The following is a 26984-nucleotide window of genomic DNA, read 5'->3' as shown; positions in this document are numbered from 1 at the left end:
CCTCAACGGGGCAGCAAGGGAGGGAAACATGCTAAGGAAAAAGACCAATTCGGTCACGCAGCGCGCAGGGCGGTCGAGAATCCTGTCGGACGTGGCAACAAAATCTGTAGATCGTCGCGCATTTCTGCGCGGCTCTGGTCTGGCAATCGGCGGCCTCGCCGCGATTTCAGCGACCGGTGGCACGGTCACGCAGGCCTCTGCGGCCACCGCGGCAGCCGGTGCGGTTGAAACCATTAAATCGGTCTGCACGCACTGCTCGGTGGGCTGCACGGTAATCGCCGAAGTCTCCAACGGGGTCTGGACCGGGCAGGAGCCCGGCTGGGACAGTCCCTTCAACCTCGGTGCGCATTGCGCCAAGGGGGCTGCGGTACGCGAGCACGCGCATGGCGAGCGTCGCCTGAAGTACCCGATGAAGAAAGAGGGCGGTGAGTGGAAGCGCATCTCCTGGGAGCAGGCCATCGAGGAAATCGGCGATGGGATGATGAAGGTGCGCGAGGAAAGCGGGCCGGATTCGATCTATCTGTTGGGCTCAGCGAAGCACAACAATGAACAGGCCTATCTGTTCCGTAAATTCGCGGCCTACTGGGGCACCAACAACGTGGACCACCAGGCGCGGATCTGCCACTCGACCACGGTGGCGGGTGTGGCGAATACTTGGGGCTACGGCGCCATGACCAACAGCTACAACGACATCCACAATTCCAAGGCGATGTTCCTGATCGGCGGCAACCCGGCTGAGGCGCACCCCGTGTCGCTGTTGCACATGCTGAAGGCGAAAGAGCAGAACAACGCGCCGCTGATCGTCTGCGACCCGCGCTTTACGCGCACCGCAGCGCACGCGGATGAATTTGTTCGCTTCCGTCCGGGCACCGACGTGGCGCTCGTGTGGGGCATTCTCTGGCACATCTTCGAAAACGAGTGGGAGGACAAGGAGTTCATCCGCACCCGTGTCTGGGGCATGGATCAGATCAAAGAAGAGGTGGCCAGATGGACACCGGAAGAGGTGGAGCGTGTCACCGGTGCACCAGGCAGCCAGCTTCGTCGTGTCGCGCGCACGCTGGTCAACAATCGCCCCGGCACGGTGATCTGGTGCATGGGCGGCACGCAACACACCAATGGCAATAACAATACGCGTGCGTATTGTGTGTTGCAGCTGGCCTTGGGCAACATGGGCACCGCGGGTGGCGGCACCAACATCTTCCGCGGCCACGACAACGTGCAGGGCGCGACGGATCTTGGCGTTCTGGCCAATACGCTACCTGGATACTACGGGCTCAAGCCCGGCTCCTGGGCCCATTGGGCGCGGGTCTGGGAAGAAGACCTCGACTGGTTGAAATCGCGGTTCTCCGTGATGGAAGGCGCGGGCAAGGATGGCGAAGATCGCCTGATGATGAACGAGACCGGTATCCCGGTGTCGCGCTGGATCGACGGTGTTCTGGAAGACAAGGAGAATATCGACCAGCCCGACAACACGCGCGTCATGTTCCTCTGGGGCCATGCGCCCAACTCGCAGACCCGTCAGAAAGAGATGAAGACGGCGATGGAGAAGCTGGACATGATGGTGGTCATCGACCCCTATCCGACTGTCTCGGCTGTGATGCAGGACCGGACCGATGGGGTGTATCTGCTGCCGGCGTGTACACAGTTCGAGACGCGGGGGTCTTGCACCGCGTCGAACCGCTCGCTGCAGTGGCGAGACAAGGTGGTCGACCCGATCTTCGAATCGCTGCCCGATCACACGATTATGTCGATGTTCGCCAAGAAGCTCGGCTTCCACGACAAACTCTTCCGCAACATCGCAATGGATGGCGACGAGCCGGTGATCGAAGACATCACCCGCGAGTTCAACAAGGGAATGTGGACCATTGGCTACACCGGCCAATCGCCGGAGCGGCTGAAAATGCACATGGCGAACCAGCACACCTTCGACCGCACGACGCTGCGGGCCGTGGGTGGACCGGCGGATGGTGATTTCTACGGCATGCCTTGGCCCTGCTGGGGAACCGCCGAGATGAACCACCCCGGTACGGCCAACCTCTACGACATGTCGCTGCCGGTGGCAGAGGGCGGTTTGGCATTCCGGGCGCGCTTTGGCGTGGAACGGGATGGCGACAACCTGTTGGCCGAGGGGGTTTCGAATCCAGGTGCGGAAATCCAGGACGGGTATCCGGAATTTACTATGCAGATGCTGATGGATCTGGGCTGGGACGGTGATTTGACTGACGATGAACGCGCCGCGATTGAGGCTGTCGGAGGTCCGAGCGCTAACTGGAAAACCGACCTGTCGGGCGGTATCCAGCGGGTCGCGATCAAGCATGGTTGTGCGCCCTTCGGTAACGCCAAGGCCCGTGCCGTTGTTTGGACCTTCCCTGACCCGGTGCCCGTGCACCGCGAGCCACTCTATACCAACCGGCGTGACCTTGTGGCCGACTATCCGACCTATGAGGACAAGAAGTTCTGGCGCCTGCCAACCATGTATAAGTCGATCCAGGAGCAGGATTTCTCGGAAGAGTACCCGATCATCCTCACCTCCGGGCGGCTGGTCGAATACGAGGGCGGGGGCGACGAATCGCGCTCCAACCCCTGGCTCGCGGAACTCCAGCAGGACATGTTCGTCGAGGTGAACCCGCGCGATGCCAACAACCTTGGTCTCCGGGACGGTGAACAGGTCTGGGTCGAAGGCCCCGAGGGCGGCAAGGTCAAAGTCATGGCCATGGTCACCGAGCGGGTCGAGGCCGGTGTCGCCTTCATGCCCTTTCACTTCGGTGGGCACATGGAGGGCGTCGATCTGAGGGACAAATATCCCGAAGGGGCCGATCCCTATGTTCTAGGGGAGGCGTCGAATACCGCGCAGACCTATGGCTATGACAGCGTGACCCAGATGCAGGAGACGAAATCGACTCTCTGCAAGATCTGGGCAGCGTAAGGGAGGACATGAACAATGGCCGCTAGAGCAAAATTTCTCGTCGACGCCGAACGCTGCATCGAATGCAACGCCTGCGTCACCGCCTGTAAGAACGAGCACGAAGTGCCGTGGGGCATCAACCGCCGCAAGGTCGTCACGATCAATGACGGCAAGCCGGGGGAGCGCTCGATCTCTGTCGCTTGCATGCATTGCTCGGACGCGCCCTGCATGGCCGTCTGTCCGGTGGATTGCTTCTATCAGAACGAAGAAGGCGTTGTCCTGCACTCCAAGGATCTGTGCATCGGCTGCGGGTACTGCTTTTATGCTTGCCCCTTTGGTGCACCGCAGTTCCCACAAGCGGGCAACTTCGGGTCCCGTGGTAAGATGGACAAATGCACCTTCTGCGCTGGAGGCCCGGAAGAAAACAACTCCACCGCCGAGTTTGCCAAATACGGCCGCAACCGGATCGCGGAAGGGAAACTGCCGATCTGTGCCGAGATGTGTGCCACCAAAGCGCTGCTGGCCGGGGACGGCGATGTCGTAGCGAACATCTACCGCGAACGTGTCGTTGCCCGCGGCTTCGGCTCCGGCGCCTGGGGCTGGGGTACCGCCTACGATCAGAAAGGCGGTTGACCTTCGCCTTAGGGTTGTGAACTCTTGCGGGGCGGCTCAATCGGGCCGCCCCGGCTGTCTTGACTGAACAGGGTACGTCCATGCTCCGATTTCTGTGTATTCTCGTTCTGACGTTCGGCCTCTCGACTGCCATGCAGGCACAGGAGGCCACGCCTGTAGACCGCAGCGCCACCGGCGGTGCTCAGACACTTGAGGATATTCTCAAGAGGCAAGAAGGCCTCAAGATCGACGATACTTTTCGGAGCGGCCAGACAGGCAACCCTGACACCGCTGCAGCGACAACAGAACAGCTTGGGACGTTAGGTGGGGCGTCCGATCCGGATCTGTGGCGGGCCTACCGCTACAACACCGCCGCCATCACGACACAAGCGCGGGGCCCCGCGGCGGAAGTGCTTATTCAGGACGGTGGTATGCGCTGGCTGGTGTTCCGTGAGGGGCCGCTCTTGACTTATGGCACCGGGTTGCTCGGAGGAATGGTCGTGCTGCTGACCCTTTTCTATCTTATCCGTGGCCGCATCCGCATTGATGGTGAAAAGACTGGTCGAACTATTCTCCGCTTCAAGGCGGCAGAGCGGTTCGCGCACTGGCTGTTGGCGGGGTCGTTTATCCTGCTTGGCATCACAGGGATTATCACGCTGGCGGGCCGCAAGGTGCTGATCCCCGCTTTTGGGCACGAGGCGTTTGCGACCATCGCCATAGCGTCGAAATGGGTGCACAACAACGTCTCCTGGGCCTTCATGCTGGCGCTCATTCTCGTCTTCGTCTTCTGGGTTGTGCACAACCTTCCTGACCGAACGGACGTCAACTGGATTCTCAAGGGCGGTGGTATTTTTGGCGGCGGTCACCCACCGGCCAAGAAGTTCAATGCCGGGCAAAAGCTGATTTTCTGGTCGGTGATCATCCTCGGAGGCTCAATTTCTGCCTCGGGGCTGTCCTTGCTCTTCCCGTTCGAACTGCCGATGTTTGCGCCCACGTTCGAAAAGCTCAATGCGCTTGGGTTGCCGCAATTGATCGGGCTCGGCGAGTTGAATACATCGCTCGCGCCTCACGAAGAGATGCAATACGCGCAGCTCTGGCACGCAATCGTCAGTTTCGTTTTGATGGCAATCATCATCGCACATATCTACATCGGATCAGTCGGCATGGAAGGCGCTTATGCCGCTATGGGTGACGGTGAGGTCGAACTGCAATGGGCGCGGGAACACCATAGCCTCTGGACGGCGGAGGTTGAGCAGAAACGTACAGAGCCGGGTTCGACATGAGAGAGATCGTCCTCGCCTTCGGCGCCATGGCTGTTATCTCTGTCGGAGCCAGCTTCGTATTGAACGAGGCAGGTTTTACCGCAGCAGAGCAGGGCAGTGGCCCGGCTGTCCGGCTCGACGACTAAACCTACTGAGCGGCGGTGCGCAGTTCGGTCATGAGATGTCGAAACTTCTCGCCTTGTATGCCGACATGATCGCGCAGTGCAGTTGCCGCGCGCTCATCGTTTCCTGCGGTCAGCGCTTCAACGATGTCCTCGTGTTCCGCCATGGACTGAGCCATCCGTCCGCGCAGGCGTAATTGCAACCGCCGAAAGGGTTGCAACCGCCGATGCAAGCGCTGCGCCTGGCTGGCGAGGTAGCTGTTACCGGACTGCGCATAGATCGTGTGATGGAACCTCTCGTTTTCGCGGTAGTAGGCATCTGAATCGCCCTTGGCTACAGCGTCTCGACATCTGGCATTGGATTGTTCAAGGTCCGAGAGGGCGTCTTCGGAAATGCGTCGCGCTGCGAGACGGCCACACACCGCCTCAATCTCAGCCATGGTTTCGAACATCTCCATCAGTTCCACAGGTCCCGGCTGGCGCACGAAAACGCCACGTCGGGGCAGTTGTTCGGCGATGCCGGATGCGACCAAACGTTGCAACGCCTCGCGGATCGGCGTGCGAGAGACACCAAAGTGGTTGGCCAAGCTGATTTCATCCAACCGATCACCATCGTCGAACTGCCCAGTGAAGATCAGTTCCTCGAGTGCGTCCGCTATTCTGTCTGCATGTCTCAGAGTCATGCCGAGAAACTAAAGATAAAGGCCGTGTCCGACAACATCCATATTGTATACAAAAATGTTGACTTTGAATGCGGAGAATTCAATGCTCCGTCAGTAACCGGACCAAAAGCTCCGGCATTCTGGGAGGAGAACATGAAGCTATCATTGCGTACTGCAGCCTTAGCCGCTGGTTTGTTTGCCGGGGCTGCAACGGCACAGGCGACCGAATTGCGCCTGTCGCATCAGTGGTCGAATAAGGACGTGCGTCATCAAGTGGCGCAGATCATCGCCGACGAGGTCGCAGCTGCCGATGTTGATCTTGAGATCAAGATTTTCGGCTCAAAGTCACTGTTCAAACCGCGTGAGCAGTACAAGCCACTGAGCCGTGGACAACTCGACATGACCGTGCTGCCGCTGAGCTATGCCGGCGGTCAGCAACCCGCCTATAACCTCACGCTGATGCCGGGCCTGGTGAAGAACCACGACCATGCCGCGCGGCTGAGCGAGAGCCCGTTCATGGAGGCGCTTGAGGCCAAGATGGCCGATGATGACGTGATGGTGCTGGTGCACGGCTATCTGGCCGGTGGCTTTGTTGGAAAGGACAAATGCATCACCAAACCTGAAGATGTTGCTGGCCAGCAGACACGCGCCGCGGGCAAGGCATTCGAACAGATGCTGGCTGGAGCGGGCGCCTCCATTGCGTCCATGGCGTCCTCCGAGATTTACAACGCCATGCAGACCGGAGTGCTGACCGCGGCGAATACATCGTCCTCCTCTTTCGTGTCCTATCGCATCTACGAACAGGTGAGTTGCTATACGCCTGCCTCGGACATCGCGCTGTGGTTCATGTATCAGCCAGTCTTGATGAACAAATCCACCTTCGAGGGTCTGACGGAAGCCCAGAAAACCGCACTGCTGGAGGCGTCCAAGAAGGCGGAGGCCTTTTACCTCGAAGAGGCCAAAAAACAGGATGCGGCCTCGGTGAAAGTGTTCGAAGAGGCCGGGGTCGAAATCGCACAAATGAGCGCCGATGACTTCGCCGCCTGGCAGGCGATCGCGAAAGAGACGTCGTTCAAGGCCTTTGTGGAAGAAGTCCCGGACGGGCAGCAGTTGCTCGATATGGCACTGGCTGTCGAATAGGCTGCGGTGGGCGGTGATCCTTCATCGCCCACGTCGCCCTTCATTCGATTGGAACACCTCTTATGACTGGCAAAAACAATGCTACGACCGCAGGGGTCGGGAGCCACCCGTTTTTGCGCGCAGTGGCCGTCTTGTCTCATCTGGCCGGCTGGTGCTCGGCCGCGATGATTGTTCTGGCCGTGGCAATTACGTGCCAGATGATTTTCGTGCGGTTCGTCCTCAATCAATCGACTGTATGGCAAACCGAGATGGTCATCTATCTCGTGATCGGTGCTACGCTGGTCGGCCTGCCATACGTCCAGCGCCTTCGCGGACATGTGAATGTGGACCTCGTCCCAATTGCCCTCCCAGTGTCGGCGCGACGTGTGTTGGCGGTCATAACCCTGTCGCTGTCTATAGTGATCATCGCGATCATGCTTTGGTATGGCTATGAGTACTGGCACTTTGCCTGGGATCGCGGCTGGAAATCAGACACGGTCTGGGGGGTGCGTTTGTGGATTCCCTATCTCGCGCTTCCCGTGGGGTTCGGGCTCCTGTTGCTGCAGCTCATCGCTGACCTCGTGGGTGTGCTGACCGGCGCCGAAGCGCCTTTCGGCCTGGAGGAAGACTGATGGACCCGCTTGTTCTTGGCGCGCTGGTCGCGGTCTGCACGATCATTGTGCTGTTCTCCGGTGTTTCGGTTGCGGTGGGACTACTGATTGTTTCGGCGGGCTTTTTGATTGTTTTTGATGGGCTGCGCAGCCTGGAGCTGATGCCGGAAATCCTCTTTGGTAAGCTCGATAATTTTGCGCTGCTCTCGATCCCGATGTTTATCATCATGGGCGCGTCGATCGCATCGACACGGGCCGGCGCGGACCTCTATGAGGCGCTTGAACGCTGGCTTACCCGCGTGCCTGGTGGGCTGGTGATCTCAAACCTCGGCGCCTGTGCTCTTTTTGCCGCCATGTCTGGGTCGAGCCCGGCAACCTGCGCGGCCATCGGTAAGATGGGCATCCCGGAGATGCGCAGACGCGGGTACCCGGACGGTGTTGCGGCCGGCTCCATCGCGGCGGGTGGCACGTTGGGTATTCTCATCCCACCGTCGGTCACGATGATTGTCTACGGCATCGCGACGGAGACATCGATTGGTCGATTGTTCCTGGCCGGCGTGATTCCGGGGCTTCTGCTGGTGGCACTCTTTATGGCGTGGTCGCTCTACTCCACCTGGAAGAGCGGAAGCGCCAAACTTTTGACGGCGGGCACCTATTCATGGAGGGAACGGCTGGAGATTCTGCCGAGGGTGTTGCCCTTTATCGGGATCATCATCGGTGTCCTCTATGCGATGTACGGCGGCATCGCGACACCGTCGGAGACCGCCGCTGTAGGCGCTCTGCTGTGCCTGATCATCGCAATGGTCATCTACAAGCTCTGGAGCCCCAAGGCGCTCTGGCATGTGCTGCGCGACAGCACCAAGGAAAGCGTGATGATCCTCTTCATCATCGCTGCTGCGGGCGTTTTTTCCTACATGCTGTCCAGCCTCTTCATCACGCAATCCATCGCCGAATGGATCGGCACGCTGGATGTGAACCGATGGGTGCTGATGGGCACGGTGAATGTCTTCCTGCTCATCGCCGGCTTTTTTCTGCCGCCCGTCGCAGTGATCCTGATGGCGGCACCCATCCTGCTGCCGATCATAACCACCGCGGGGTTCGATCCGATTTGGTTTGCGGTTGTTCTGACGATCAATATGGAGATCGGATTGATCAGCCCCCCGGTCGGTCTCAATCTCTATGTGATCAACGGGATCGCGCCGGATATCTCTCTCAAGACCATTCTGACCGGGTCGCTGCCATTTGTCGCGTGCATGGTCATTGCGATTATCCTGCTGTGCCTCTTTCCCGGTCTGGCGACATGGTTGCCCGATGCAGTCATGGGCCCGGGGTCTTGAGCTTCCTGGCCGACCTGCTGTCCACCGTTTTTGAACGGCGTTACCGAAGCGCCCTGGAGCCCGATCTGGCAGGCCGGTCCATGCCCGAGCTCTGCGCCATCTTATTGGGCACTTCTGGCGAAATTTCAGGGGCGGAAACGGCGCGGCATATTCTCGATCTCTACGCGGATATGAACCCGACTGACAGATTGCGGTTTTTTCAGTTTCTCGCAGAGGATTTGGGTCTTGATCCCAACGCCGTTCGCGAAACACTCGCGGTTTTCGAAGCAGAACCATCCGGCGAGACATATCGACAATTTGCCGCCGCCGCTGAACCGAAGCGGCAGGAATTGGCGCGCCGGCTCAATCAGGTGCCAGGGGCGACGGCACAGTTGGTGCAGATGCGGCAAGATCTTCTATCGCTGATCGCGATGCATCCGGAGTTGGAGCCGGTTGACGAGGATCTGCGACATCTTCTGTCTTCCTGGTTCAACCGAGGCTTTCTGGTGCTGTTGCCTGTCAACTGGGAGAGCCCGGCTGATGTTTTGGAGAAGATCATCGCTTATGAGGCGGTCCACGCGATTGACAGCTGGGATGAATTGCGTCGTCGTGTGGAGCCGAGTGATCGCCGTTGCTTTGCCTACTTCCACCCCGCGATGCCCAACGAGCCGCTGATCTTCGTTGAGGTTGCTTTGACCCGCGGTATTCCGGCCTCCATACAGGATTTGCTCTTGGACGGACGCGAAGAACTGCCAGCAGAAGAGGCGGATACGGCGGTGTTTTATTCAATCTCGAATTGCCAAGCAGGTCTGGCGGGCATTTCTTTCGGCAATTTTCTGATCAAACAGGTGGTCGCTGATCTCTGTCGGGACCTGCCCGGTCTCGAAACATTCGTCACTCTGTCGCCCGTTCCCAGACTACTGGACTGGGTGCGGAACCATGACTTGACCATTGGGTCAGATCCGGATCGGCAACGCCGGCATGCGGCACATTACATCATGAATGCAAAGCGATGCGATGGCAGCCCGCACGACGCCGTCGCGCGGTTCCATTTGGGCAATGGCGCACTGGTGCACGATGTGCACGCAAGAGCAGACATTTCGCCGAACGGATTAGCACAGTCGGGCGGTGTCATGGTCAACTACCTTTACGACCGCGCAATGATCGCGCAGAACCATGAAGGTTACGCCGGCGGATACGCAATTGCGGCGTCCGCGCACGTACAGGATTTGGCTGCAGGAATATCCGGGACGAGAGATCAGGGAAATTTGAATGGCGAACCCTCTCTTTGATCAGCTCTTTGGCCGTCACGCAGGGCGAACCACGCCGTTCCTGCACCTGGGCGACGGCAGCGCCATCACCCATGCCACCTTTCTCGCCATGGCCGGGCAATACGCAAACGCCTTTTCAGAGATTGGCCTGAAACCGGGCGACCGGCTTGCGCTGCAGGTTGAAAAATCACCGCATGCGCTGGCCGCCTACGCCGCGGCCGTGCAGGCGGGCATTGTCTTTTTGCCCTTGAACACGGGCTACACCGCAGCGGAGCTGGCGTATTTCGTTGAAAACAGTGGCGCTGGTTTGCTCGTCTGCGATCCGGCAGCAGCGGAGCGTCTGCGCCCGATCGCATCAGCGTCGGGCGCCCGGCTGGAAACGCTCGACGCGCAGGGCGGTGGGACACTCTCCGAGCGCGCGACGGCGCAGCCGAAGCAGTTTCACACAGCGGATCGCGGCGCTGAGGACCTTGCCGCCTTCCTCTACACCTCCGGCACCACAGGCCGGTCAAAAGGGGCGATGCTGACGCAGGTCAATCTGCTCTCCAACGCCGAGACGCTGGTCGACACTTGGCGGTTCACGGCGGAAGACGTCCTGTTGCACGCCTTGCCGATTTTTCACACGCATGGGCTCTTCGTGGCCACCAACGTGATGCTGCTGGCGGGTGGGTCGATGATCTTCCTGCCGAAGTTCGATCTCGACGCTGTGATTGCGCATCTGCCCAGTGCGACCGCGATGATGGGGGTTCCAACTTTCTATACCCGCTTGCTCGACGATGAACGGTTCACGAAGGCGCTGGTCGGGCACATGCGCCTCTTCGTGTCCGGCAGCGCGCCCTTGCTGGCCGAAACGCATCTGCAATTCGAGAAACGCACCGGTCATCGCATCCTCGAACGCTACGGCATGACCGAAACTAACATGAACACATCGAACCCCTACGATGGCGCCCGGCGCGCGGGCACCGTGGGCTTTCCGCTGGCTGGCGTCGAGTTGAAGATCACCGATCCGGTGACCGGCGCCAAGCTGCCGGATGGCGAGATTGGCCAGATCGAAGTGCGCGGCCCAAACGTGTTCAAGGGCTACTGGCAAATGCCGGACAAGACCCGCGAAGAGCTGCGCGAGGATGGGTTCTTCATCACCGGCGATCTCGGGCTGATTGACGATCAGGGCTATCTGCAGATCGTCGGGCGGAACAAGGACCTGATCATCTCGGGCGGCTACAACATCTATCCCAAGGAGATCGAAGGCTTGCTGGACGACCAGCCCGGTGTTCTGGAAAGCGCCGTGGTGGGCGTTCCGCATCCTGATTTTGGTGAAACCGTCGTTGGCTTTCTCGTCGCTGAAAACGGCCAGGCGCCGGATCTGGACGCTATTGGTGCAGCGGTGAGGGCAAAGCTTGCGCGTTTCAAACATCCGCGAAAATTGATCACGCTGCCCGAACTGCCGCGCAACACAATGGGCAAAGTGCAAAAGAACCTGTTACGTCAGGACTATGGCACGCTTTTCACGGAGTAGCCGGGCGCGTGTTTTGGCGCGGCCTTACTTCTTCCGGATACATTCGTCCCAGTAATCATAGATCGCCATGGCACAGACGATGATGACGATCACCATGAAGGGCAACCCGCCCCAGAATCCGGCAAATCCGGTGGAGATGCTGTGTGACAGCTCTCCTACGAAGATCACCAGGAGGGCGGTACCGATCAAGCCGACGATCAGTTTTACGGTGTATGACATCCCTTTGTCCTCATCTCAGGTCGCAGCTGCGACATGTCGTTGAACCCAGGCTGCGGTGCGCAGCAGGCGGTCGTCCTTATGGGCCGGGCCGACCAGTTGCACGCCGATAGGAAGACCGGTTTCTCCAACGAGCAGCGGTAACGTCACGCACGGCAGGCCGGCAAGTGTCCAGAGCGTGCAGAAGATTGGATCGCCCGTGCCGTCCCCAAACCGCGGGGCCTCTCCAGCAGCGGCGGGGGCGATGATGGCGTCGAATTCGGTGAAGAAGTCGTCAAAAAAACTCTCGGCTGAAGCCTTTACTGCAAGTGCGTCCTCATATTCCGCAGCGCCGATTTTGCGCGCGCGGGTCAAGATCGGTTTCAGCGTGTCACTGATCTGATCCCAATGCGCGTCAAATACATGTCCCTGGTGCTGCACGATCTCATATTCATGGATGCGGGCCTGCACCGCCACCAGCTCTGAGAGCTGGTCTGCCGGGTCCATGCGGGTCACGCGCGGTCCCAGCACATCCATCACGCCATCCAACCCGTCTTGCGCCGCCTCCGAAAGGCGGTCGTAGAAGGGCAGATTCAGCCAGACCAGATCGGGCTCCATCGGTGGTGTCGCGCGGGCGCCGGCGGCCATGTCGGGTCGCGCGTGGCCAAAGCTCTCGCTGTCGCGCTGATCATGTCCCGAGATGGCGTCGGCCAAGAGAGCAGCATCCTCCAGAGTGCGCGCAAAGGTCCCTAGCTGGTCGAGAGACTTTGAGGTTTGCAGCACGCTTGTGCGCGGGATCGTCCCGCGCGTCGGTTTGAACCCGAAGGTGCCGCAGAAGGACGCCGGTCGGATCACTGAGCCGTTGGTCTGCGTGCCGACGGCGAACGGCATATGCCCGGCTGCGACGGCTGCTGCCGACCCGCTGGAGGACCCACCGGGCGAATACGCCGGGTTCATTGGGTTGCGTGTGTCGCTCGGGTGCATGAAGGCAAGTTCGGTCGTAACAGTCTTCCCCAGTATCACCGCACCGGCTTCGCGCAGCATCTCGACGACGCGTGCATCTTCGTCAGGTTGGCGACCAGCGAAGATAGGCGTGCCGCGCTCCGTCGGCATATCGCGCGTGTCGATAATGTCTTTCAGGCCTACCGGCAGCCCGTGCAGCGAACCCAGCGCCAGCCCCGCTTGCTTGTGCTTGTCGCAGGCCGCGGCCTGCGCCATGGCCGCCTCCGGATCGAGATGCGCCCACGCTTTAACGTGGTCATCTGTCTCGGCAATGCGGTCCAGGCAGGACTGTACAAGCTGCACTGACGACAGACGGCCCGCCGCAATATATGCGGCGGCCTCTGTCGCTGTCAGCTCGTGTGGCTTGGTCTTCACGGCACATAGACCCCGAAGAGATAGTCGGGGAACCACAGTGCGATGCCGGGAAACTGATACATCAGCACCATTGTCAGGATCACGATCCCCAGATAGGGCATGATCCCGCGGAAAATCTCCATCAGTTCGATCTGTTTCTTGAGCACCCCTTTTAGATAGTAGGCCGACATGGCCATGGGCGGGGTCAAGAAGGAGGTCTGCAGGTTCAGCGCCACCAGCATCGCGAAGAAATAGGGGTTCACGCCAAAGACTTCCAAGAGCGGCAGGAAGATCGGAACAAAAATGATTAGGATCTCGGACCATTCCAGCGGCCAGCCCAGCAGGAAGATGATGATCTGCGCCAGCACCAGGAACTGCCAGGGCTCCAGATCCATCCCGCCCACCCAGTCGGCGATGATGTCGTGTCCGCCGAGGTAGGAGAAGACGGAGGCAAAGGTCCAGGAGCCCACGAAGAGCCAGCAGACCATGGCTGTGGCCTTTGCGGTCAGAAACACGCTTTCCTTGAGCTTGGTCCAAGTCATTGACCGGTAGAGCACTGCCAGCACCATACCGCCAAGCGCGCCCATAGCGGCGGCCTCGGCCGGGGTTGCGAGCCCGCCCAGGATGGAGCCCAGCACCAGCGCGATCAGCACAGTGAGCGGCACGAAGCTGACCAGAAGGTTCCAATATATCTCACGCGGCGGGGGCACATCATCCATCTGCGGTTTGGGCGCCAGCGACGGCGTGAACCAGACCCGCACGATCACGTAGACGATGTAGAGCCCGGCCAGCAGCAGCCCTGGGAAGACGGCTGCCGCGTAGAGCCGCAGGGGCGAGAGATCGGCGATGGCGGAGTAGACGATCAGCATGATCGACGGCGGGATCAGAATCCCCAGCGTCCCGCCCGCGCAGATCACGCCCGAGGCAAAGCTCTTGTTGTAATTCGCATTGGCCATCGCCGGGAAAGCCAGCAGGCCCATCAACGTGACCACCGCGCCCACGATCCCCGAGGCGGTCGAAAACACGGCGCAGGTGAGTAGCGCTGCAATCGCCAGCGAGCCGGGCAGGTTACGCGCGGCCTGGTAGAGCGAGAAGAAGAGCTTGTCGACGATGTTGGCGCGCTCCACCACATAGCCCATGAAGAGGAACAGCGGGATGGCCACCAGCGTGGGGTTCTCCATCACCGAATAGGTATTCTGGTTCAGTAGGTAGAAGATGTTGTTGTTGAAGATGTCGCCGAAGCTGTCGATCGGGCCGCCTTGGTAATAGGCGTAATAGCCGAAGGCCACACCCATGGCGAGCAGGGTGAACGCGATGGGAAAGCCCAACAGGACCAGCACGATGAATAGGCCCAGCATCAGAAGGGCGACTTGGGGATCTGTCATCTTGTCAACTTTCTTGAGGCGTCAGCGACGTCATTTCTTGCCGGGGTGAATGGCGCGGATTTCGGCCAGGTCGCTTTCGGACAGCAGGTCTTCGGTTTCTTTCACGTCAGCGAGGCGTTCAGGCCAGGCGCCGGTGCGCATCGCTTTGACACAGCGTACCAGTTCCGCACTGCCCTGGATTAAGAGCAGCACACCCGCCACCGGGATCAGCGATTTGAAGAAATAGATTTGGATGCTCGCGGGGCTGTTGAAACTCACTTCCCGGTAGCGCCAGCTGTCGGAGGCGATCTCATAGCCATACCAAGCGAGCGCAAGGACCCCTGGGAAGAAAAAGAGGAAGTAGAGCAGAAAATCCAGGCCCGCCTGCACTTTGATCGGCAAAAGGCGATAAATCACGTCGGCGCGCACGTGTGTGTCCTGCGCCAGCGCATATGCCCCACACATAAGAAACAGTGCACCATACATCTGGATCATCATGTCGAAGGCCCAGACCGTCGGCGCGTTGAGCACATAACGCACGAAGACCTCGTAGGAGACCGATAGCGTCAGGATCAGAATGCACCAGCCAAAGGCGCGCCCGACCCAAAGGCTCAGCCCCTCGATGGAGTGAACGAATTTCATGTCTGTCTTCCCTGTGGCGGCGCGAGCGTTTTCTGTCGAGGTATGCAGCGCCGATGAAAAGGTCGGGCACCGCGGCACCCGACCTCGTTGGTTCATCCGTCAGGATCAGCCGAAGTAGTGGTTGTAGGCCAGCTTATAGTCCGGCTGGTTGAGGTTCAGATAGTTCATCACGTTCTTGGCATAAGCCTTCTGCGATTCCATCACCTTGGCGAAGAAGGGGTCTTCTTCTGCAATGCGGTTTGCGACCACATCCCAAGCCTCGAGCTGAGCTGCCATGACCGAATCCGGGGTGCGGTAGACGTTCACGCCATCGGTTTCCTGAAGCTTCAGCAGGTCATCGGAATAGCGCTTGGTGTTGCCCCAGTAAAAGCCGGAATTCTCTGCCATCGACGCGTTCTTGATGATCGCCTTGTGATCATCGCTGAGCGCGTTGAACTTGTCTTTGTTGATCGTGACCTCAAAGAACTCCTGGCTCTGGTGGAAGGACGCCAGGTGATAATGCTTGGAGACGTCCTGCATGCCGAAATCGCGGTCGGACGTCGGGTTGTTGAACTCCGCCGCATCGATCAGTCCCGACTTCATCGCCGGTTGAATCTCACCGCCCGGAAGCTGCACCACCGACATACCCATTTCCAGCAGAACGTCAGCGGCCAGACCAACGGTCCGGTACTTTAGACCGTTCATCTGGCTGGCATCGGTGATTTCCTGGTTGAACCAACCAAGCGGCTGCGCAGGCATCGGCGAGTTGAAGAACGACACCACGTTCAGGCGCAGCGTCTCCATCAGCTCGTCAAAGAGCTCCTGGCCACCACCGGCGTAGACCCAGCCCAGCACCTCCTGGCTCGACCAGCCGAAACATGGACCGGTGCCGAAGAGCGAGGCCGCCTTGGATTTGCCGTACCAATAGGCGGGCACGTAATGGGCCGCATCGAGCACGCCGCGGTGCACGGCGTCCTGCATCTGGCTGGTTTTCACGACGGCGTCGACGGAAAGCACTTCGATGGTGAGCGATCCGCCGGACATCTCGTTGACGCGTGCCGCGAAGGACTGCGCGTTTTCAAGAAAGATGCCGCCGCCCCAGGCTGCTTGCATCTTCAATGTGGTGCCGCTGTCCTGCGCAATCGCCGGCGTCGCGAGCGCGGCTGCACCCGCAACGGCGGATCCACGCAGGAACTTTCTGCGGTTCAGTTGTTCTTTCATATTTCCTCCCTTTGGTCGGACACGGCGGTCCGCAAGATATGAGCATAGCGCTCGGTGAATGATGTATATCTGATGACAGCTTGCCCGCATATGCAGACCTCGCAACGGTGTCTCGCTCCTCCGCCACACCCGTGCCGAACTGTCCCGATAGTACCTGACTAACTTAGATGGTTGCAAATTCTGGGCAAGAAAATAGTGCCGAATAACAATCCGTTAGTTCAACCACAAGGCGAATTTTTGAGGCCTCATCTTGGATTTTCCCGGTTTCTCCCTTCTTTGAACAGTGCTTGCTCGACCCATCACGTCACTTGGCTTGCGTTGCCTGGCCGCGTTCCCAGCGGCTTCTCAATGTGATCGGGGAAGCGTCCACCAATCAAATCCGTGATATCGCGCGCTGCCCGAGCCACGGTTGCACCAAGCTCAGGAACGCGGCGCGCATCGAAGCGGGTGCTGGGCCCCGATATGGATACCCCAGCATATGGCTCCTGATGCTCGTCGTAAATCGCACTGCCGATGCAAGACATGCCCTCATACCGTTCCTCGCGATCATAGGACCAGCCGCGTGCGCGAGTCTCGGCGAGATCGGCAAAGAGTGCATCGGGTGTCACAAGCGTGGCGTCGGTAAAACTCGCAAGCCCCGACAACATCAGGAGCTTGCGTACCCGTTCCTCGGGCAGTGCAGCGAGGATGGCTTTGCCGGTGCCCGAGGCGTGCATGGAAGTGCGTGTGCCGCGTGCAAAAAAGGCCCGGATGGGATTGCTTGTCTCGACCTGCCCAACAAAGACCACCTCGGCCCCATCTGCGATCGCCAGGTTGGCTGTCTCCCCAGTCTTCTCCATCAACTGGCGCATGACCGGTCGGCTGACTGTGCTGAGGCCGGTCCGGTTCATAAATGAAACACCAATGCGGTATGCTTCGATCCCGATCACCCAGTCTTGACGTTCATCGTCGAACGCAACAAACCCGTGCTTCTGCAATGTGGTCAAAATGCGGTGCGTCGTCGCCGTTGGTACCCCGAGCGACAGCGACAGATCTGTCAGCGTTGCGCGGTCGGACTTGGACACCGCCCGCAGGATGCCGAGTGCCCGATCCAGTGATTGCAGTGTCCCCGCGGAGCTTTCGCGGAACTGCGACTTGGGTCGCCCTCTTGGCCTTTTTGGAGATGTCATGCCGCGTCGCACACCAGTTAGAATCGATGTGCTTTATCTTTACATGAGCGGTAAATTATTTCAATGAGATCTATAAAAGCGAAATTGAAAATAAAAAAACCAATAAATATCATAAGTATAACTATTTATATTTCTGAATGAAAAATATTTTCGAGAAAATTGCGCGCGCGACGCTATCTGTTATCGTGCGACACGATTAAGGAGGAGATTGCCATGTCAGACCAAAACCCCGTCTTTATTCCAGGCCCGACAAATATTCCTGATCGTTTGCGCGCGGCAATGCAGGTACAGACCCGTGATCATCGGGCCCCGGACTTTGTCGAGACTTTCGCGCCGGTGCTTGAGGAAACCAAGAAGGTATTTGGTACCACGCAGGGCAAAGTGATCACCTTTCCGGCAAGCGGCACAGGCGGCTGGGAGGCTGCGATCTGCAATACGCTGAGCCCCGGCGACAAGGTGCTTGTGGCGCGGTATGGCATGTTTAGTCACCGCTGGATTGACCTTTGCCAGCGCCATGACCTCGATGTGCAAGTCATCGATTGCGCTTGGGGAGACGGCGCGCCGGCAGACCGGTTTCAAGCCATCCTGAGCTCCGATGTCGAGCACAGTATCAAAGCGGTGCTGGTCACGCACAACGAAACCGCAACCGGAGTGACATCGGATATCGGTGCGGTCCGCGGAGCTATGGATGCAGCACAGCACCCGGCCATGCTCTTTGTCGACTGTGTCAGCTCGTTGGCTTCCATGCCATTCAAAATGGATGATTGGGGGGTCGATGTCGCCGTCTCGGGCTCGCAGAAGGGGTTTATGTTGGCCACTGGCATGGCGATCCTCGGTGTAAGCCCCAAGGCACTCGCCGCGATGGAGACGGCCAAATTACCACGCACGTTCTTCGATTTCCGCGACATGATGACGGCCAACGCGTCGGGTGGGTTTCCCTACACTCCGCCGCTGCAGCTGATTTACGGATTACGCGAGAGTTTGAAGATGCTGATGGAGGAAGGGTTGGAGAATGTCTACGCACGGCACTTTCGCTTGGCCGAGGGCGTGCGGCGCGCGGTGGATGCCTGGGGTCTGAAGCTCGTGGCGCAAAGGCCTGAGCTTTATTCTGACACTGTCAGCGCGATCTATGTGCCCGAGGGCTTTGACAGCAATGCGCTCACCGATCAGGCGTTCAACGCTTACGGCGTATCTTTTGGTATAGGCCTAGGTGAAATGAACGGCAAAGCGTTCCGCATCGGTCATTTGGGCAGCCTTACGGATGTAATGGTGCTTTCCGGCCTCGCCACGATCGAGATGGCGATGGCGGATCTCGACTATCCCATAGAGTTGGGTAGCGGGGTGGCCGCTGCGCAGGATTACTATCGCCAGCACCGCGGTGCGCTGATCAAATCCGCAGCCTGAGAGGAGCCCCAATGCTCGACACATTGACCGGTCCTGACCTGACCATCGATCACGTGCACGCCGCACACGCACGAATTGCGCCGTACATCCACCGCACACCGGTGCTGACCTCGACCTACTTCAACGACCTTACCGGTGCTGAACTGTTCTTTAAGTGCGAGAATTTCCAAAAAGCGGGTGCGTTCAAGGTGCGCGGCGCGTCGAATGCGGTCTTTGGGCTGAGCGACGCCATGGCCGAAAAGGGCGTGGCCACGCATTCCTCGGGCAATCATGCTTTGTCCTTGAGTTACGCGGCTGGGCGGCGGGGAATTCCCTGTCATGTGGTGATGCCACGCACCGCCCCTGAGGCGAAGAAAGCCGCAGTGCGTGGCTATGGTGGGATCATCACCGAATGCGAACCCTCGACCACCAGCCGCGAGGCGGCTTTTGCCGAGGTGCAGGAGGCCACGGGCGCGGAGTTTGTGCACCCCTACAACGATCCGCGCGTGATCGCGGGGCAAGCCACCTGTTCACTGGAGTTGCTGGACCAGGTGGAGGATCTCGACGCGGTGATTGCGCCCATCGGTGGCGGGGGCATGATCTCGGGCACGTGCCTCACGCTGTCGAACCTCGCCCCTCAGATGGAGATTTACGCCGCTGAACCCGATCAGGCCGACGATGCAGCGCGGTCCTTCCGCGCGGGTCACATCATTGCCGACGATGCGCCGGTGACCATCGCCGACGGGCTCAAGGTGCCGCTCAAGGAGAACACCTGGCATTTCGTCTCCAGCTTCGTGACCAACGTGCTGACGGCAAGCGAGCAGGAGATCATCGACGCAATGAAGCTGACTTGGGAACGGATGAAAATCGTAATGGAGCCGAGCTGTGCGGTGCCGATGGCCACGATCCTGCGCAATCCGGAGATGTTCCGGGGTAAGCGCGTGGGCGTCATCATCACCGGCGGCAATGTGGATTCGGACAGATTGCCCTGGATCAAGGGCTAAGGAGAGCGGATATGAACAAGCAAGTGAAATTCGAAGACTATGAAGTGGGCTACGACATTCCGGCGGCAATCGGGATGGATGAGACGGAGATCCAGACACCGTGCCTCGTGCTCGACCTCGACGCGCTGGAGCGCAACATCAAGAAGATGGGCGACTGGGCCAAGGCGCATGGCATGCGGCACCGGGTGCACGGCAAGATGCATAAATCCGTCGATGTCGCCCTGTTGCAAGAGAAGCTGGGCGGCAGCTGCGGGGTCTGTTGTCAGAAGGTGTCGGAAGCCGAGGTGTTTGCGCGCGGCGGCATCAAGGACGTGCTGGTCTCCAACCAGGTGCGCCAGCCCGAGAAGATCGACCGTCTGGCCCGGTTGCCCAAGCTCGGCGCGCGTACCATCTGCTGCGTCGACGATGTCGCGAATGTGGCGGACCTATCCGAAGCGGCCGTACGCCACGGGACGGAAATCGAATGCCTTGTGGAGATCGACTGCGGTGCCGGACGCTGCGGCGTCACCACGACACCCGAGGTGGTCGAGATTGCCAAGGCCATCGACGCCGCAGACGGGCTGAAGTTTGCCGGTATTCAAGCGTATCAGGGCGCGATGCAGCACCTCGACAGCTATGACGAGCGCAAGGCCAAGGTCGATATAGCGGTGGCCATGGTCAAAGATGCCGTGGACACGCTCAAGGCCGACGGGCTCGACTGCGACATTGTCGGCGGCGGTGGTACCGGATCCTATTACTTCGAAGGAAACTCCGGTGTTTATAATGAGCTGCAGTGTGGCTCCTACGCTTTCATGGATGCCGACTATGGTCGCATTCTCGATGAAAACGGCAACCGCATAGATCAGGGTGAGTGGGAGAACGCGCTCTTCATTCTGACGTCGGTGATGAGCCACGCCAAGGCCGATAAGGCAATTGTCGATGCCGGGCTTAAGGCGCAGTCAGTTGACAGTGGCCTGCCGGTTATTTTCGGGCGCACCGATGTGGAATACGTCAAGTGTTCGGACGAGCACGGCGTGGTGGCCGATCCCGAAGCGGTGCTCAAGGTCAATGACAAGCTCAAGCTGGTGCCGGGGCACTGCGATCCCACCTGCAACGTGCACGATTGGTATGTCGGCGTGCGAAACGGCAAGGTGGAAACGCTCTGGCCCGTGTCCGCCCGCGGCAAAGCCTATTGACCCCGGTGGTTCTGAGCGCCCCCCCCTACAATCTGAAAGACTGGAAGACCCGATGAGTGATGGAGTGTTGATCGTAGGCGAAGACGTCTGCGCTGAGGTGGTGAGCAGCAAGGATGCTTTCGACGCGGTGGAGGCTGTCTTTGGCGCCATGGCGTCAGGGGACGCTTATAACTTCCCGGTCATTCGTGAGGCCATCGGCTATGCGGACGCGCTCTACGGTTTCAAGTCGGGGTTTGACAAGGCTGGCAAAACGCTCGGTGTGAAGTCGGGCGGCTACTGGCCGGGAAACATGGATAAGGGGCTGACCAATCACCAGTCTACTATTTTCCTGTTTGACCCTGACACCGGTATGCTGCAGGCCCTTGTGGGCGGGAACTACCTGACGGCCGTGCGCACGGCGGCCTCCTCCTCGGTCTCCATCGCACATCTGGCGCGCAAAGACGCCAAGGTGCTTGGTATGGTTGGGGCAGGGCACCAATCCAGCTTTCAACTGTGCGCCGCAGCCGAGCAGCGCGCCTTCGAAAAGGTTGTTGCCTGGAATCCGCATCCGGAGATGCTACCACGGCTTGAATCTGTCGCAGAAGAACTTGGCCTTGCCTTCGAGGCCGTCAGCCCCGAGCAGCTGGGCGAGGAGGCCGATGTGATCATCACAATTACCTCGGCCTTCGAGCCGTTGCTGATGAAGGACTGGATCAAGCCTGGCACGCATATTGCCTGTATGGGCACGGACACCAAAGGCAAGCAGGAGGTCGATCCAGCGTTGCTCGCCAGGGCTACCGTTTTTGCTGACGAGATCGCGCAATCCGTAAGTATTGGAGAAGCGCAACACGCGATCCGTGATGGCCTGATCGGAGAGGGAGACATCACTCCCGTTGGTGCTGTCATAAACGGAACCCACCCCGGACGTCAGGATGCGGCGGAAATCACCCTCTTCGACGGCACGGGTGTTGGGTTGCAGGATCTCGCTGTTGCGTCAGTTGCAGCCGTGAAGGCCGAGCAGGCTGGCAAGGCCACGCGTGTCGCTCTCTAGTCCGCCAATTCATCTGTCGTTGGTCGTTAAGACTCAATAAATTAGTGTAAACTTGTCGTTTCATGGCACGGGTCTTCCCCGGCGCGGCCATGTTTTTGTCACAGCTTCCGGGCCCTCTGACAGCGCGGCGGATTGGACCTTCGAAGTTCGCCCAGCCGCTAAGCAGCCATGGACAAACGACAGCACGATGAGCACCCCAGACGGGACACTTCCACCAGAGGCCAATAGCGAGGCACTCGCCCCCGGCAGCCAGCTGCTCAGCGGGCAGTATGAGATCATTCGCTACCTGAGCAGTGGTGGTTTCGGCATAACCTATCTGGCGAAAGACAGCCTCAACCGGACGGTGGTGATCAAGGAATGCTTCCCCGAAGCCTTTTGTAGCCGGGTCAAGAAAACCGTGCGTGCGCGTACGCGCAATTATGTGGACGACTTCAAGTCGATTGTGGCACTTTTTATTCGCGAAGCGCATGCGCTGTCCCGCCTCGATCATGAAAGCGTGGTCGGCGTTCATCAGGTGTTCGAGGACAATGAGACAGCCTATATGGCGCTCGATCTGGTCGACGGAAAAGACCTGCTTGAAATCATTGAAAGCGGCAGCCCGGCGATGTCACCGCCGCAGGTGCGCAAGCTCACACTCGCATTGCTCGACGCCATCGCCCATGTTCACAGCCAGGACTTGCTGCACCGAGACATCTCGCCCGACAACATTCTGGTCGATAAGGCCGGGCATCCTGTCTTGATCGATTTTGGCGCGGCCCGCGAAGAGGCGAGCCGCAAAAGCCGGGTGTTGTCTGCCGTTCTGGTCGTCAAGGACGGCTATTCGCCACAAGAATTCTACGTCGCCGGGAGTCAGCAATACCCTTGCAGCGATCTCTATGCGCTCGCCGCGTCGCTGAGCCATCTGATCTCCGGCGAGGCACCACCCAATAGCCAAGCGCGGCTCGCGGCACTCGCCTCAAGTCAACCTGATCTCTACCGACCACTTCAAGGCCGGTTTCCTGAGTACGATGACGAATTCCTCGACGCCATTGATCAAGCAATGAGCATTGTCCCAGCCGACAGAATGCAGTCGGCGGAAGACTGGATCTTGATGATTGATCACGACAGACGTGCCGACTTGGCGCGGGCACGGGCTCAGAACGACACGAGCATCGATCTGACGGTCAGTAATCTTGTCCGGTCCATGAAAGATGAATTCGATCGTCAGGAAACCGTGGGGACTCCGGCCGCGGAGGAGGTTGCAGAAGCAGGGCCTGAGCAAGGTCGCAAGATCGCGGAACCAGTCCATACAAAGTACGACGCTGACTTCCTGCGCGACCTCTATCCACAAGACGCAGATGAGGATCTGTCCAGCGAGGGCAGGTCTCAAGACGCTGTCCTCGATGGCATTCGAAATGCGCTTCACACAGGCAGCCAGGATTCGGGCGCGCCGACGAATATCGTCGAACGAGAACGACGTGATCGCTCTGCAGCTGATCCAGCGCCAGGGGGGCTGGTTGAATGCGCCGAGGCGTCACCGAATCCGTCGGAAACATCACTGCCGGCAAACAATCCGATCGCTCGACTAAAGGCGCGGCAGACGCTTCCTCCGGTGATTTCACAGGAAGAATTTGATGCCGTGGTTGCGGCAGCAAACGAGAGGTCGGCCAAACCTCAAATGCGCAGGTTGGCCACCATCCCTGTGATCCTCTTTGCGTACTTCTTTCTCGGCCACGCTGCGTTGCAGTTCGACGATGTCCACGCTGTCACGGTTGGCCAGATCATCGCGCTCGGCGAGGACTACGGATACTGGACCGCTCATCGCGCCTACACCGTGGGCGGCTAGGCGGAAGGGCTTTCGATTTCAAGGTTTCGGTAACCCGGGACACATGGTTGCAAGTAGCATTGGAAAGGCATGACATGACACTCTTCCGGAAGGTTTTTCAGAACCAATCAACACCTGCCACAGGCGAAGAAGGATTGGACGACGATGCACTGCGCGAGGCCTTCATGGAAACAGCGGAGGACCGGGTTCTTCCATTAGATCCCTTCGCAGTGCCTGATTCCGATGCTGAAATCAGTACCGAACGTGATGCGCCATCAATGGACGGCTTGGAAGATCGAGCGGGCGCGGATGCGGCCCTTGGGACTGAGGGCACGTCCGGCGAGCCAAACGAAGACCCAGAAGATGATAGCGAAGCTGATATCGCGGCCGTCTTGGCACAGACACGTGACGTGGAACATGCACAGCCAACGACCGGGGGCGATATGGCACCCGATATCGAACCAAAACGCGAGACGAATGACGACGCGCCGCAAGTTGCTTTTGCGGACGAGCCCGCTGAAGATATGGTCGGCGGTCCCGACGAGGCAGCAGACACACCCTCGGATGTCGTCGAGTTTGCCAAGCAACAACTGGAGTTGTCTCGCAAGCCCAATCCTCCGGCTGAAAGCGATGCAACACCCATTGATCTGTCAACAGTCGGAGGAGATGGTGGCGTGCCTGCTTCTTCGGCCGGTCGCTCGGGCCGGAGGGCCGGGCGTGTCAAAACGCGTCTTCTGGGGTTCAACCGCCCGGACCAGGGCGCACAGGACCCAATCAGCGCAACGGGCGGCGCTACGGCGAAGCCGCAAGACGAAAAGTTTCCAGTCGGCTGGCTGGTTGTGGTTGAAGGCCCTGGCGTGGGTCATTCGTTCAGCATCTTCACCGGTGCATCTATGATTGGTCGCGGTGATGACCAAGTGATTAAGCTGGATTTTGGTGACAACAGCATCTCGCGCCACAATCACGCGGCGATTGCGTATGACGAGGAACAGAACAAGTTCTATATTGGCCATGGCGGAAAATCGAACATCATCCGCCGAAATGCCCGCCCGGTCTTGAGCACGGAAGAACTTCATCACGCCGATCTGATCCGGATCGGTGAGACCACTTTGCGTTTCGTGGCGCTCTGCGGCTCGGATTTCAAATGGGATATGACGGATGTCAGTGATGCCGGCGACGTTTGATTTCGATGCGGCTTCGGCGCTGAGCAAGGGTGCGCGTGCCTATCAGGAAGACGCGGTGATCGCCGACTTCTCGCGGGGATCCGATGTCGGTGTGGCCGTACTTGCCGATGGCATGGGCGGGCATGCGGCAGGAGATATCGCCAGCAAAATAGTCGTGACCGAAGTCTTCAGCGAATTGATGTTCCAGCGCGGGGATGTCGAAGCATTTGAGAGAACCGTCACTCAAAATCTCCTCGACGCGGCAATGGCTGCAAACGCCTGCCTACGGCAACACGTGGATATGCACCCGGAAACCCATGGTATGGGAGCAACGCTGGTTGCAACGGCGATCATAAACCAGAACCTGTACTGGATTTCGGTCGGGGATTCACCGCTCTTTCTTTTTCGCGACGGGAGCTTGTCGCAACTGAATGAAGATCATTCGATGGCGCCACAGATAGACTTCATGATGAAGTCTGGCCTCTTGAATGCTGAGGAGGCCCGGAACCACCCGGATCGAAATACGCTGACATCGGTTCTCTTCGGCGAAGAGGTGCCACGTATTGACTGCCCCGAAGAACCACTGGAGCTTCGTCCCGGCGATCTCCTGATCGTTGCCAGCGACGGTCTGCAGTTTCTGAGCAACACGCAGATTTCTGAGATATTGTCCGCGCATTGCGACGCTCAGAGCGCAGAAATTGCCGACCGTCTTTTGGGTTGCCTAAATGACCTGCAGGATCCCGACCTCGACAATGTCTCCTTTTCGATTGTCAAATTGAACACACCCCGGTCCAGAGAAGCCAATGGCTGCGCCGCGACCGTGGAGGGTATGATCCGCCGTGTTGGATGACGCTTCGGCACCGACGGTGATCGCGCGGCTGGAGCGTCTCCTGTCACAAGCCGATCTTCCGCCGTCAGTCCGGGCGCAGGCTGAGGATCTGCGAAGCCGGTTGAGCGGCGGTGTGCGCATTTTCGTTCTTGGCCCAAAAAACGTGGGAAAATCTCAGATCTGTGGTGCGATGTTGGGGCAATTTGAAGCGCAGTCTCAAACTGCGGGTTCTGCCGGTGTCTGTTTCACCCACAGTCTTCATGAAGGCGCAGCACCGTTGGAAGATCTGCACATCCAGTCCTTGTCGGTTCCACTGCTCGAGAGCATCGCGTTGGTGGACATGGAAACACCAGATGATGCGGACGCTTTCGCGCACAGTGTTGCGCGAGCCATCGCTGTGGCCGACATTGTCCTTTGGTGCACCGAGACCTTTGGTCCGGATGAAACCGAGCTTTGGAAAAATGCGCCTGACTATCTCAAGGATCATAGTTTTCTGGTATTGACCAAGGCAGACATCCCGGCTGCTAAGGGCCTGCTGTCTGAGCGGATCGGGGCCTTGCAGACCATCGCCTCTGAGGAATTCCATAGCTTCTTTCCGACGTCGACCCATCACATCCGCAGCATGTTGAACGACGGCATTGACATCAATGGCGAGGCGCTGGCAGCCAGTGGAGTTAAGGCCTTGTGTGAGGCTGTCTCGCGCCTTGCCGCATCTGGTCGGCACGCCGATCTGGACCGCGCACTGTTGCTTCTCGAAAGACACGGCGTTGAAGATCAAACGGCCGCTCTGGCAGCAGAAAAATCACATGTAAAAGATCAAACTCCTTCGAAATTGAACAGCTATGAGGGGGCGTTGGATCTGATTGTTGCGGCAACACCAGCGCTCACACCCGCGCGTGCTGGACCAGACCTTGCAGACCACGTTCTCCGCGCGTGCAGTACGCTTGTCGAAGATCTCGTCGAACTTGCGGCCGAACAGACACAGTGTGATGAGGCCTTCGAGACTTGGCGCAACGATCTCTACGACGCCAGTGACAAGGTGGTCCTGATGAGCCTGGAGAATGACATGCGATCTGCTGCCGATGCAGCTACTGTCGTCCTGCAAATCAAACACGACCTGCAAGACCGTATCGCTTGCTAAAAGCCTAACTATTGTTGTCATTTGCGCCGATGGATCGCCACAATCAGATCACAATTGGCCACCATTTCATATCGCGAACAAGTAGTGACGTTGCAATGCGATCGCCGTCATGTCGACAGACATCAAGTGTGAT

Annotated in this window: 24 protein-coding genes; 17 read left to right on the top strand and 7 right to left on the bottom strand. The window is 59.0% G+C overall.

The features are described from left to right. The first annotated feature begins 28 nt into the window (after nt 1-28). The 4 genes from Q1A71_RS16150 (at nt 29) to Q1A71_RS16135 (ending at nt 4925) form a co-directional block, all read left to right on the top strand. The gene (locus Q1A71_RS16150; RefSeq protein WP_299678519.1) at nt 29-2926 is read left to right on the top strand and encodes a formate dehydrogenase subunit alpha; all 2898 of its coding nucleotides are present in this window, start codon (nt 29-31) and stop codon (nt 2924-2926) included. A gap of 15 nt (nt 2927-2941) precedes the next feature. Continuing rightward, complete coding sequence (gene fdh3B / locus Q1A71_RS16145; protein ID WP_299678515.1) at nt 2942-3538, top strand: formate dehydrogenase FDH3 subunit beta; 597 nt, start codon at nt 2942-2944, stop codon at nt 3536-3538. 80 nt (nt 3539-3618) lie between these two features. Beyond that, on the top strand, nt 3619-4800 hold the full coding sequence (locus tag Q1A71_RS16140; RefSeq protein WP_299678512.1) for a formate dehydrogenase subunit gamma: 1182 nt from the start codon (nt 3619-3621) through the stop codon (nt 4798-4800). Then, entirely contained in the window at nt 4797-4925 is a 129-nt protein-coding gene (locus Q1A71_RS16135; protein WP_299678509.1) for a hypothetical protein, read from the top strand. Before Q1A71_RS16140 ends, Q1A71_RS16135 begins: the two co-directional genes overlap by 4 nt. Nucleotides 4926-4927: 2 nt before the next feature. Here Q1A71_RS16135 and Q1A71_RS16130 read toward each other — a convergent pair whose 3' ends face one another. Continuing rightward, nucleotides 4928-5584 carry a GntR family transcriptional regulator gene (locus Q1A71_RS16130; protein WP_299678506.1) on the bottom strand — a complete coding sequence of 219 codons (657 nt, stop codon included), beginning with the start codon at nt 5582-5584 and terminating at the stop codon, nt 4928-4930. A 132-nt stretch (nt 5585-5716) separates the two neighbouring features. On the opposite strand from Q1A71_RS16130, the gene dctP reads away from it, so the two are divergent. The 5 genes from dctP (at nt 5717) to Q1A71_RS16105 (ending at nt 11396) form a co-directional block, all read left to right on the top strand. Then, complete coding sequence (gene dctP, locus Q1A71_RS16125) at nt 5717-6703, top strand: TRAP transporter substrate-binding protein DctP (protein WP_299678503.1); 987 nt, start codon at nt 5717-5719, stop codon at nt 6701-6703. A gap of 62 nt (nt 6704-6765) precedes the next feature. Continuing rightward, nucleotides 6766-7314: a TRAP transporter small permease gene (locus Q1A71_RS16120; protein ID WP_299678500.1), complete on the top strand. Its 549-nt coding sequence runs from the start codon at nt 6766-6768 to the stop codon at nt 7312-7314. Further along, on the top strand, nt 7314-8630 hold the full coding sequence (locus Q1A71_RS16115) for a TRAP transporter large permease (protein WP_299678497.1): 1317 nt from the start codon (nt 7314-7316) through the stop codon (nt 8628-8630). The genes Q1A71_RS16120 and Q1A71_RS16115 overlap by 1 nt, the downstream gene beginning before the upstream one ends. Beyond that, on the top strand, nt 8594-9901 hold the full coding sequence (locus Q1A71_RS16110; RefSeq protein WP_366140286.1) for a malonyl-CoA decarboxylase family protein: 1308 nt from the start codon (nt 8594-8596) through the stop codon (nt 9899-9901). Before Q1A71_RS16115 ends, Q1A71_RS16110 begins: the two co-directional genes overlap by 37 nt. Next, a complete protein-coding gene (locus Q1A71_RS16105) occupies nt 9882-11396 on the top strand; it encodes a malonyl-CoA synthase (protein ID WP_299678491.1) in 1515 nt (504 codons plus the stop codon). Before Q1A71_RS16110 ends, Q1A71_RS16105 begins: the two co-directional genes overlap by 20 nt. Before the next feature lie 24 nt (nt 11397-11420). Here Q1A71_RS16105 and Q1A71_RS16100 read toward each other — a convergent pair whose 3' ends face one another. From Q1A71_RS16100 to Q1A71_RS16075, 6 genes are all read right to left on the bottom strand, one after another. Next, a complete protein-coding gene (locus Q1A71_RS16100; RefSeq protein WP_299678488.1) occupies nt 11421-11615 on the bottom strand; it encodes a hypothetical protein in 195 nt (64 codons plus the stop codon). 15 nt (nt 11616-11630) lie between these two features. Next, complete coding sequence (locus Q1A71_RS16095) at nt 11631-12968, bottom strand: amidase (RefSeq protein WP_299678485.1); 1338 nt, start codon at nt 12966-12968, stop codon at nt 11631-11633. After that, entirely contained in the window at nt 12965-14332 is a 1368-nt protein-coding gene (locus tag Q1A71_RS16090; protein WP_299678480.1) for a TRAP transporter large permease subunit, read from the bottom strand. Before Q1A71_RS16090 ends, Q1A71_RS16095 begins: the two co-directional genes overlap by 4 nt. 30 nt (nt 14333-14362) lie before the next feature. Continuing rightward, nucleotides 14363-14953 carry a TRAP transporter small permease subunit gene (locus tag Q1A71_RS16085; RefSeq protein ID WP_299678477.1) on the bottom strand — a complete coding sequence of 197 codons (591 nt, stop codon included), beginning with the start codon at nt 14951-14953 and terminating at the stop codon, nt 14363-14365. A 105-nt stretch (nt 14954-15058) separates the two neighbouring features. Then, entirely contained in the window at nt 15059-16153 is a 1095-nt protein-coding gene (locus tag Q1A71_RS16080; RefSeq protein ID WP_299678474.1) for a TRAP transporter substrate-binding protein, read from the bottom strand. Nucleotides 16154-16452: 299 nt separating this feature from the next. Then, nucleotides 16453-17322 (bottom strand): IclR family transcriptional regulator, encoded by an 870-nt coding sequence (locus tag Q1A71_RS16075; RefSeq protein ID WP_299678471.1) that lies wholly within the window; start codon nt 17320-17322, stop codon nt 16453-16455. 213 nt (nt 17323-17535) lie between these two features. Between Q1A71_RS16075 and bhcA the strand changes: the two genes are divergently transcribed. The 8 genes from bhcA to Q1A71_RS16035 all read left to right on the top strand — a co-directional run bounded on the left by bhcA (nt 17536) and on the right by Q1A71_RS16035 (nt 26851). Further along, nucleotides 17536-18726 carry an L-aspartate--glyoxylate aminotransferase BhcA gene (bhcA, locus tag Q1A71_RS16070; RefSeq protein WP_299678468.1) on the top strand — a complete coding sequence of 397 codons (1191 nt, stop codon included), beginning with the start codon at nt 17536-17538 and terminating at the stop codon, nt 18724-18726. Nucleotides 18727-18737: 11 nt separating this feature from the next. Next, nucleotides 18738-19709 (top strand): beta-hydroxyaspartate dehydratase BhcB, encoded by a 972-nt coding sequence (gene bhcB / locus Q1A71_RS16065; RefSeq protein ID WP_299678463.1) that lies wholly within the window; start codon nt 18738-18740, stop codon nt 19707-19709. A gap of 11 nt (nt 19710-19720) precedes the next feature. Further along, nucleotides 19721-20884, top strand: coding sequence for a 3-hydroxy-D-aspartate aldolase BhcC (bhcC, locus tag Q1A71_RS16060; protein WP_299678460.1), 1164 nt, complete (start codon nt 19721-19723; stop codon nt 20882-20884). Nucleotides 20885-20936: 52 nt separating this feature from the next. Beyond that, on the top strand, nt 20937-21914 hold the full coding sequence (gene bhcD, locus Q1A71_RS16055; protein WP_299678457.1) for an iminosuccinate reductase BhcD: 978 nt from the start codon (nt 20937-20939) through the stop codon (nt 21912-21914). 187 nt (nt 21915-22101) lie between these two features. Then, nucleotides 22102-23739: a serine/threonine-protein kinase gene (locus tag Q1A71_RS16050; protein ID WP_299678454.1), complete on the top strand. Its 1638-nt coding sequence runs from the start codon at nt 22102-22104 to the stop codon at nt 23737-23739. 74 nt (nt 23740-23813) lie between these two features. After that, a complete protein-coding gene (locus Q1A71_RS16045; RefSeq protein WP_299678451.1) occupies nt 23814-24902 on the top strand; it encodes an FHA domain-containing protein in 1089 nt (362 codons plus the stop codon). Further along, on the top strand, nt 24886-25731 hold the full coding sequence (locus Q1A71_RS16040; RefSeq protein WP_299678448.1) for a protein phosphatase 2C domain-containing protein: 846 nt from the start codon (nt 24886-24888) through the stop codon (nt 25729-25731). Before Q1A71_RS16045 ends, Q1A71_RS16040 begins: the two co-directional genes overlap by 17 nt. Beyond that, nucleotides 25721-26851, top strand: a complete 1131-nt coding sequence (locus Q1A71_RS16035) for a GTPase domain-containing protein (protein ID WP_299678446.1) — start codon at nt 25721-25723, stop codon at nt 26849-26851. Before Q1A71_RS16040 ends, Q1A71_RS16035 begins: the two co-directional genes overlap by 11 nt. The last annotated feature ends 133 nt before the right edge of the window (nt 26852-26984 follow it).

It is taken from the genome of uncultured Roseobacter sp., from assembly GCF_947493125.1.
Taxonomy (GTDB): Bacteria; Pseudomonadota; Alphaproteobacteria; order Rhodobacterales; family Rhodobacteraceae; genus Roseobacter.
The sequence above is the reverse complement of the archived record's forward strand: the minus strand, read 5'-3'. Positions and strand labels throughout refer to the sequence as shown.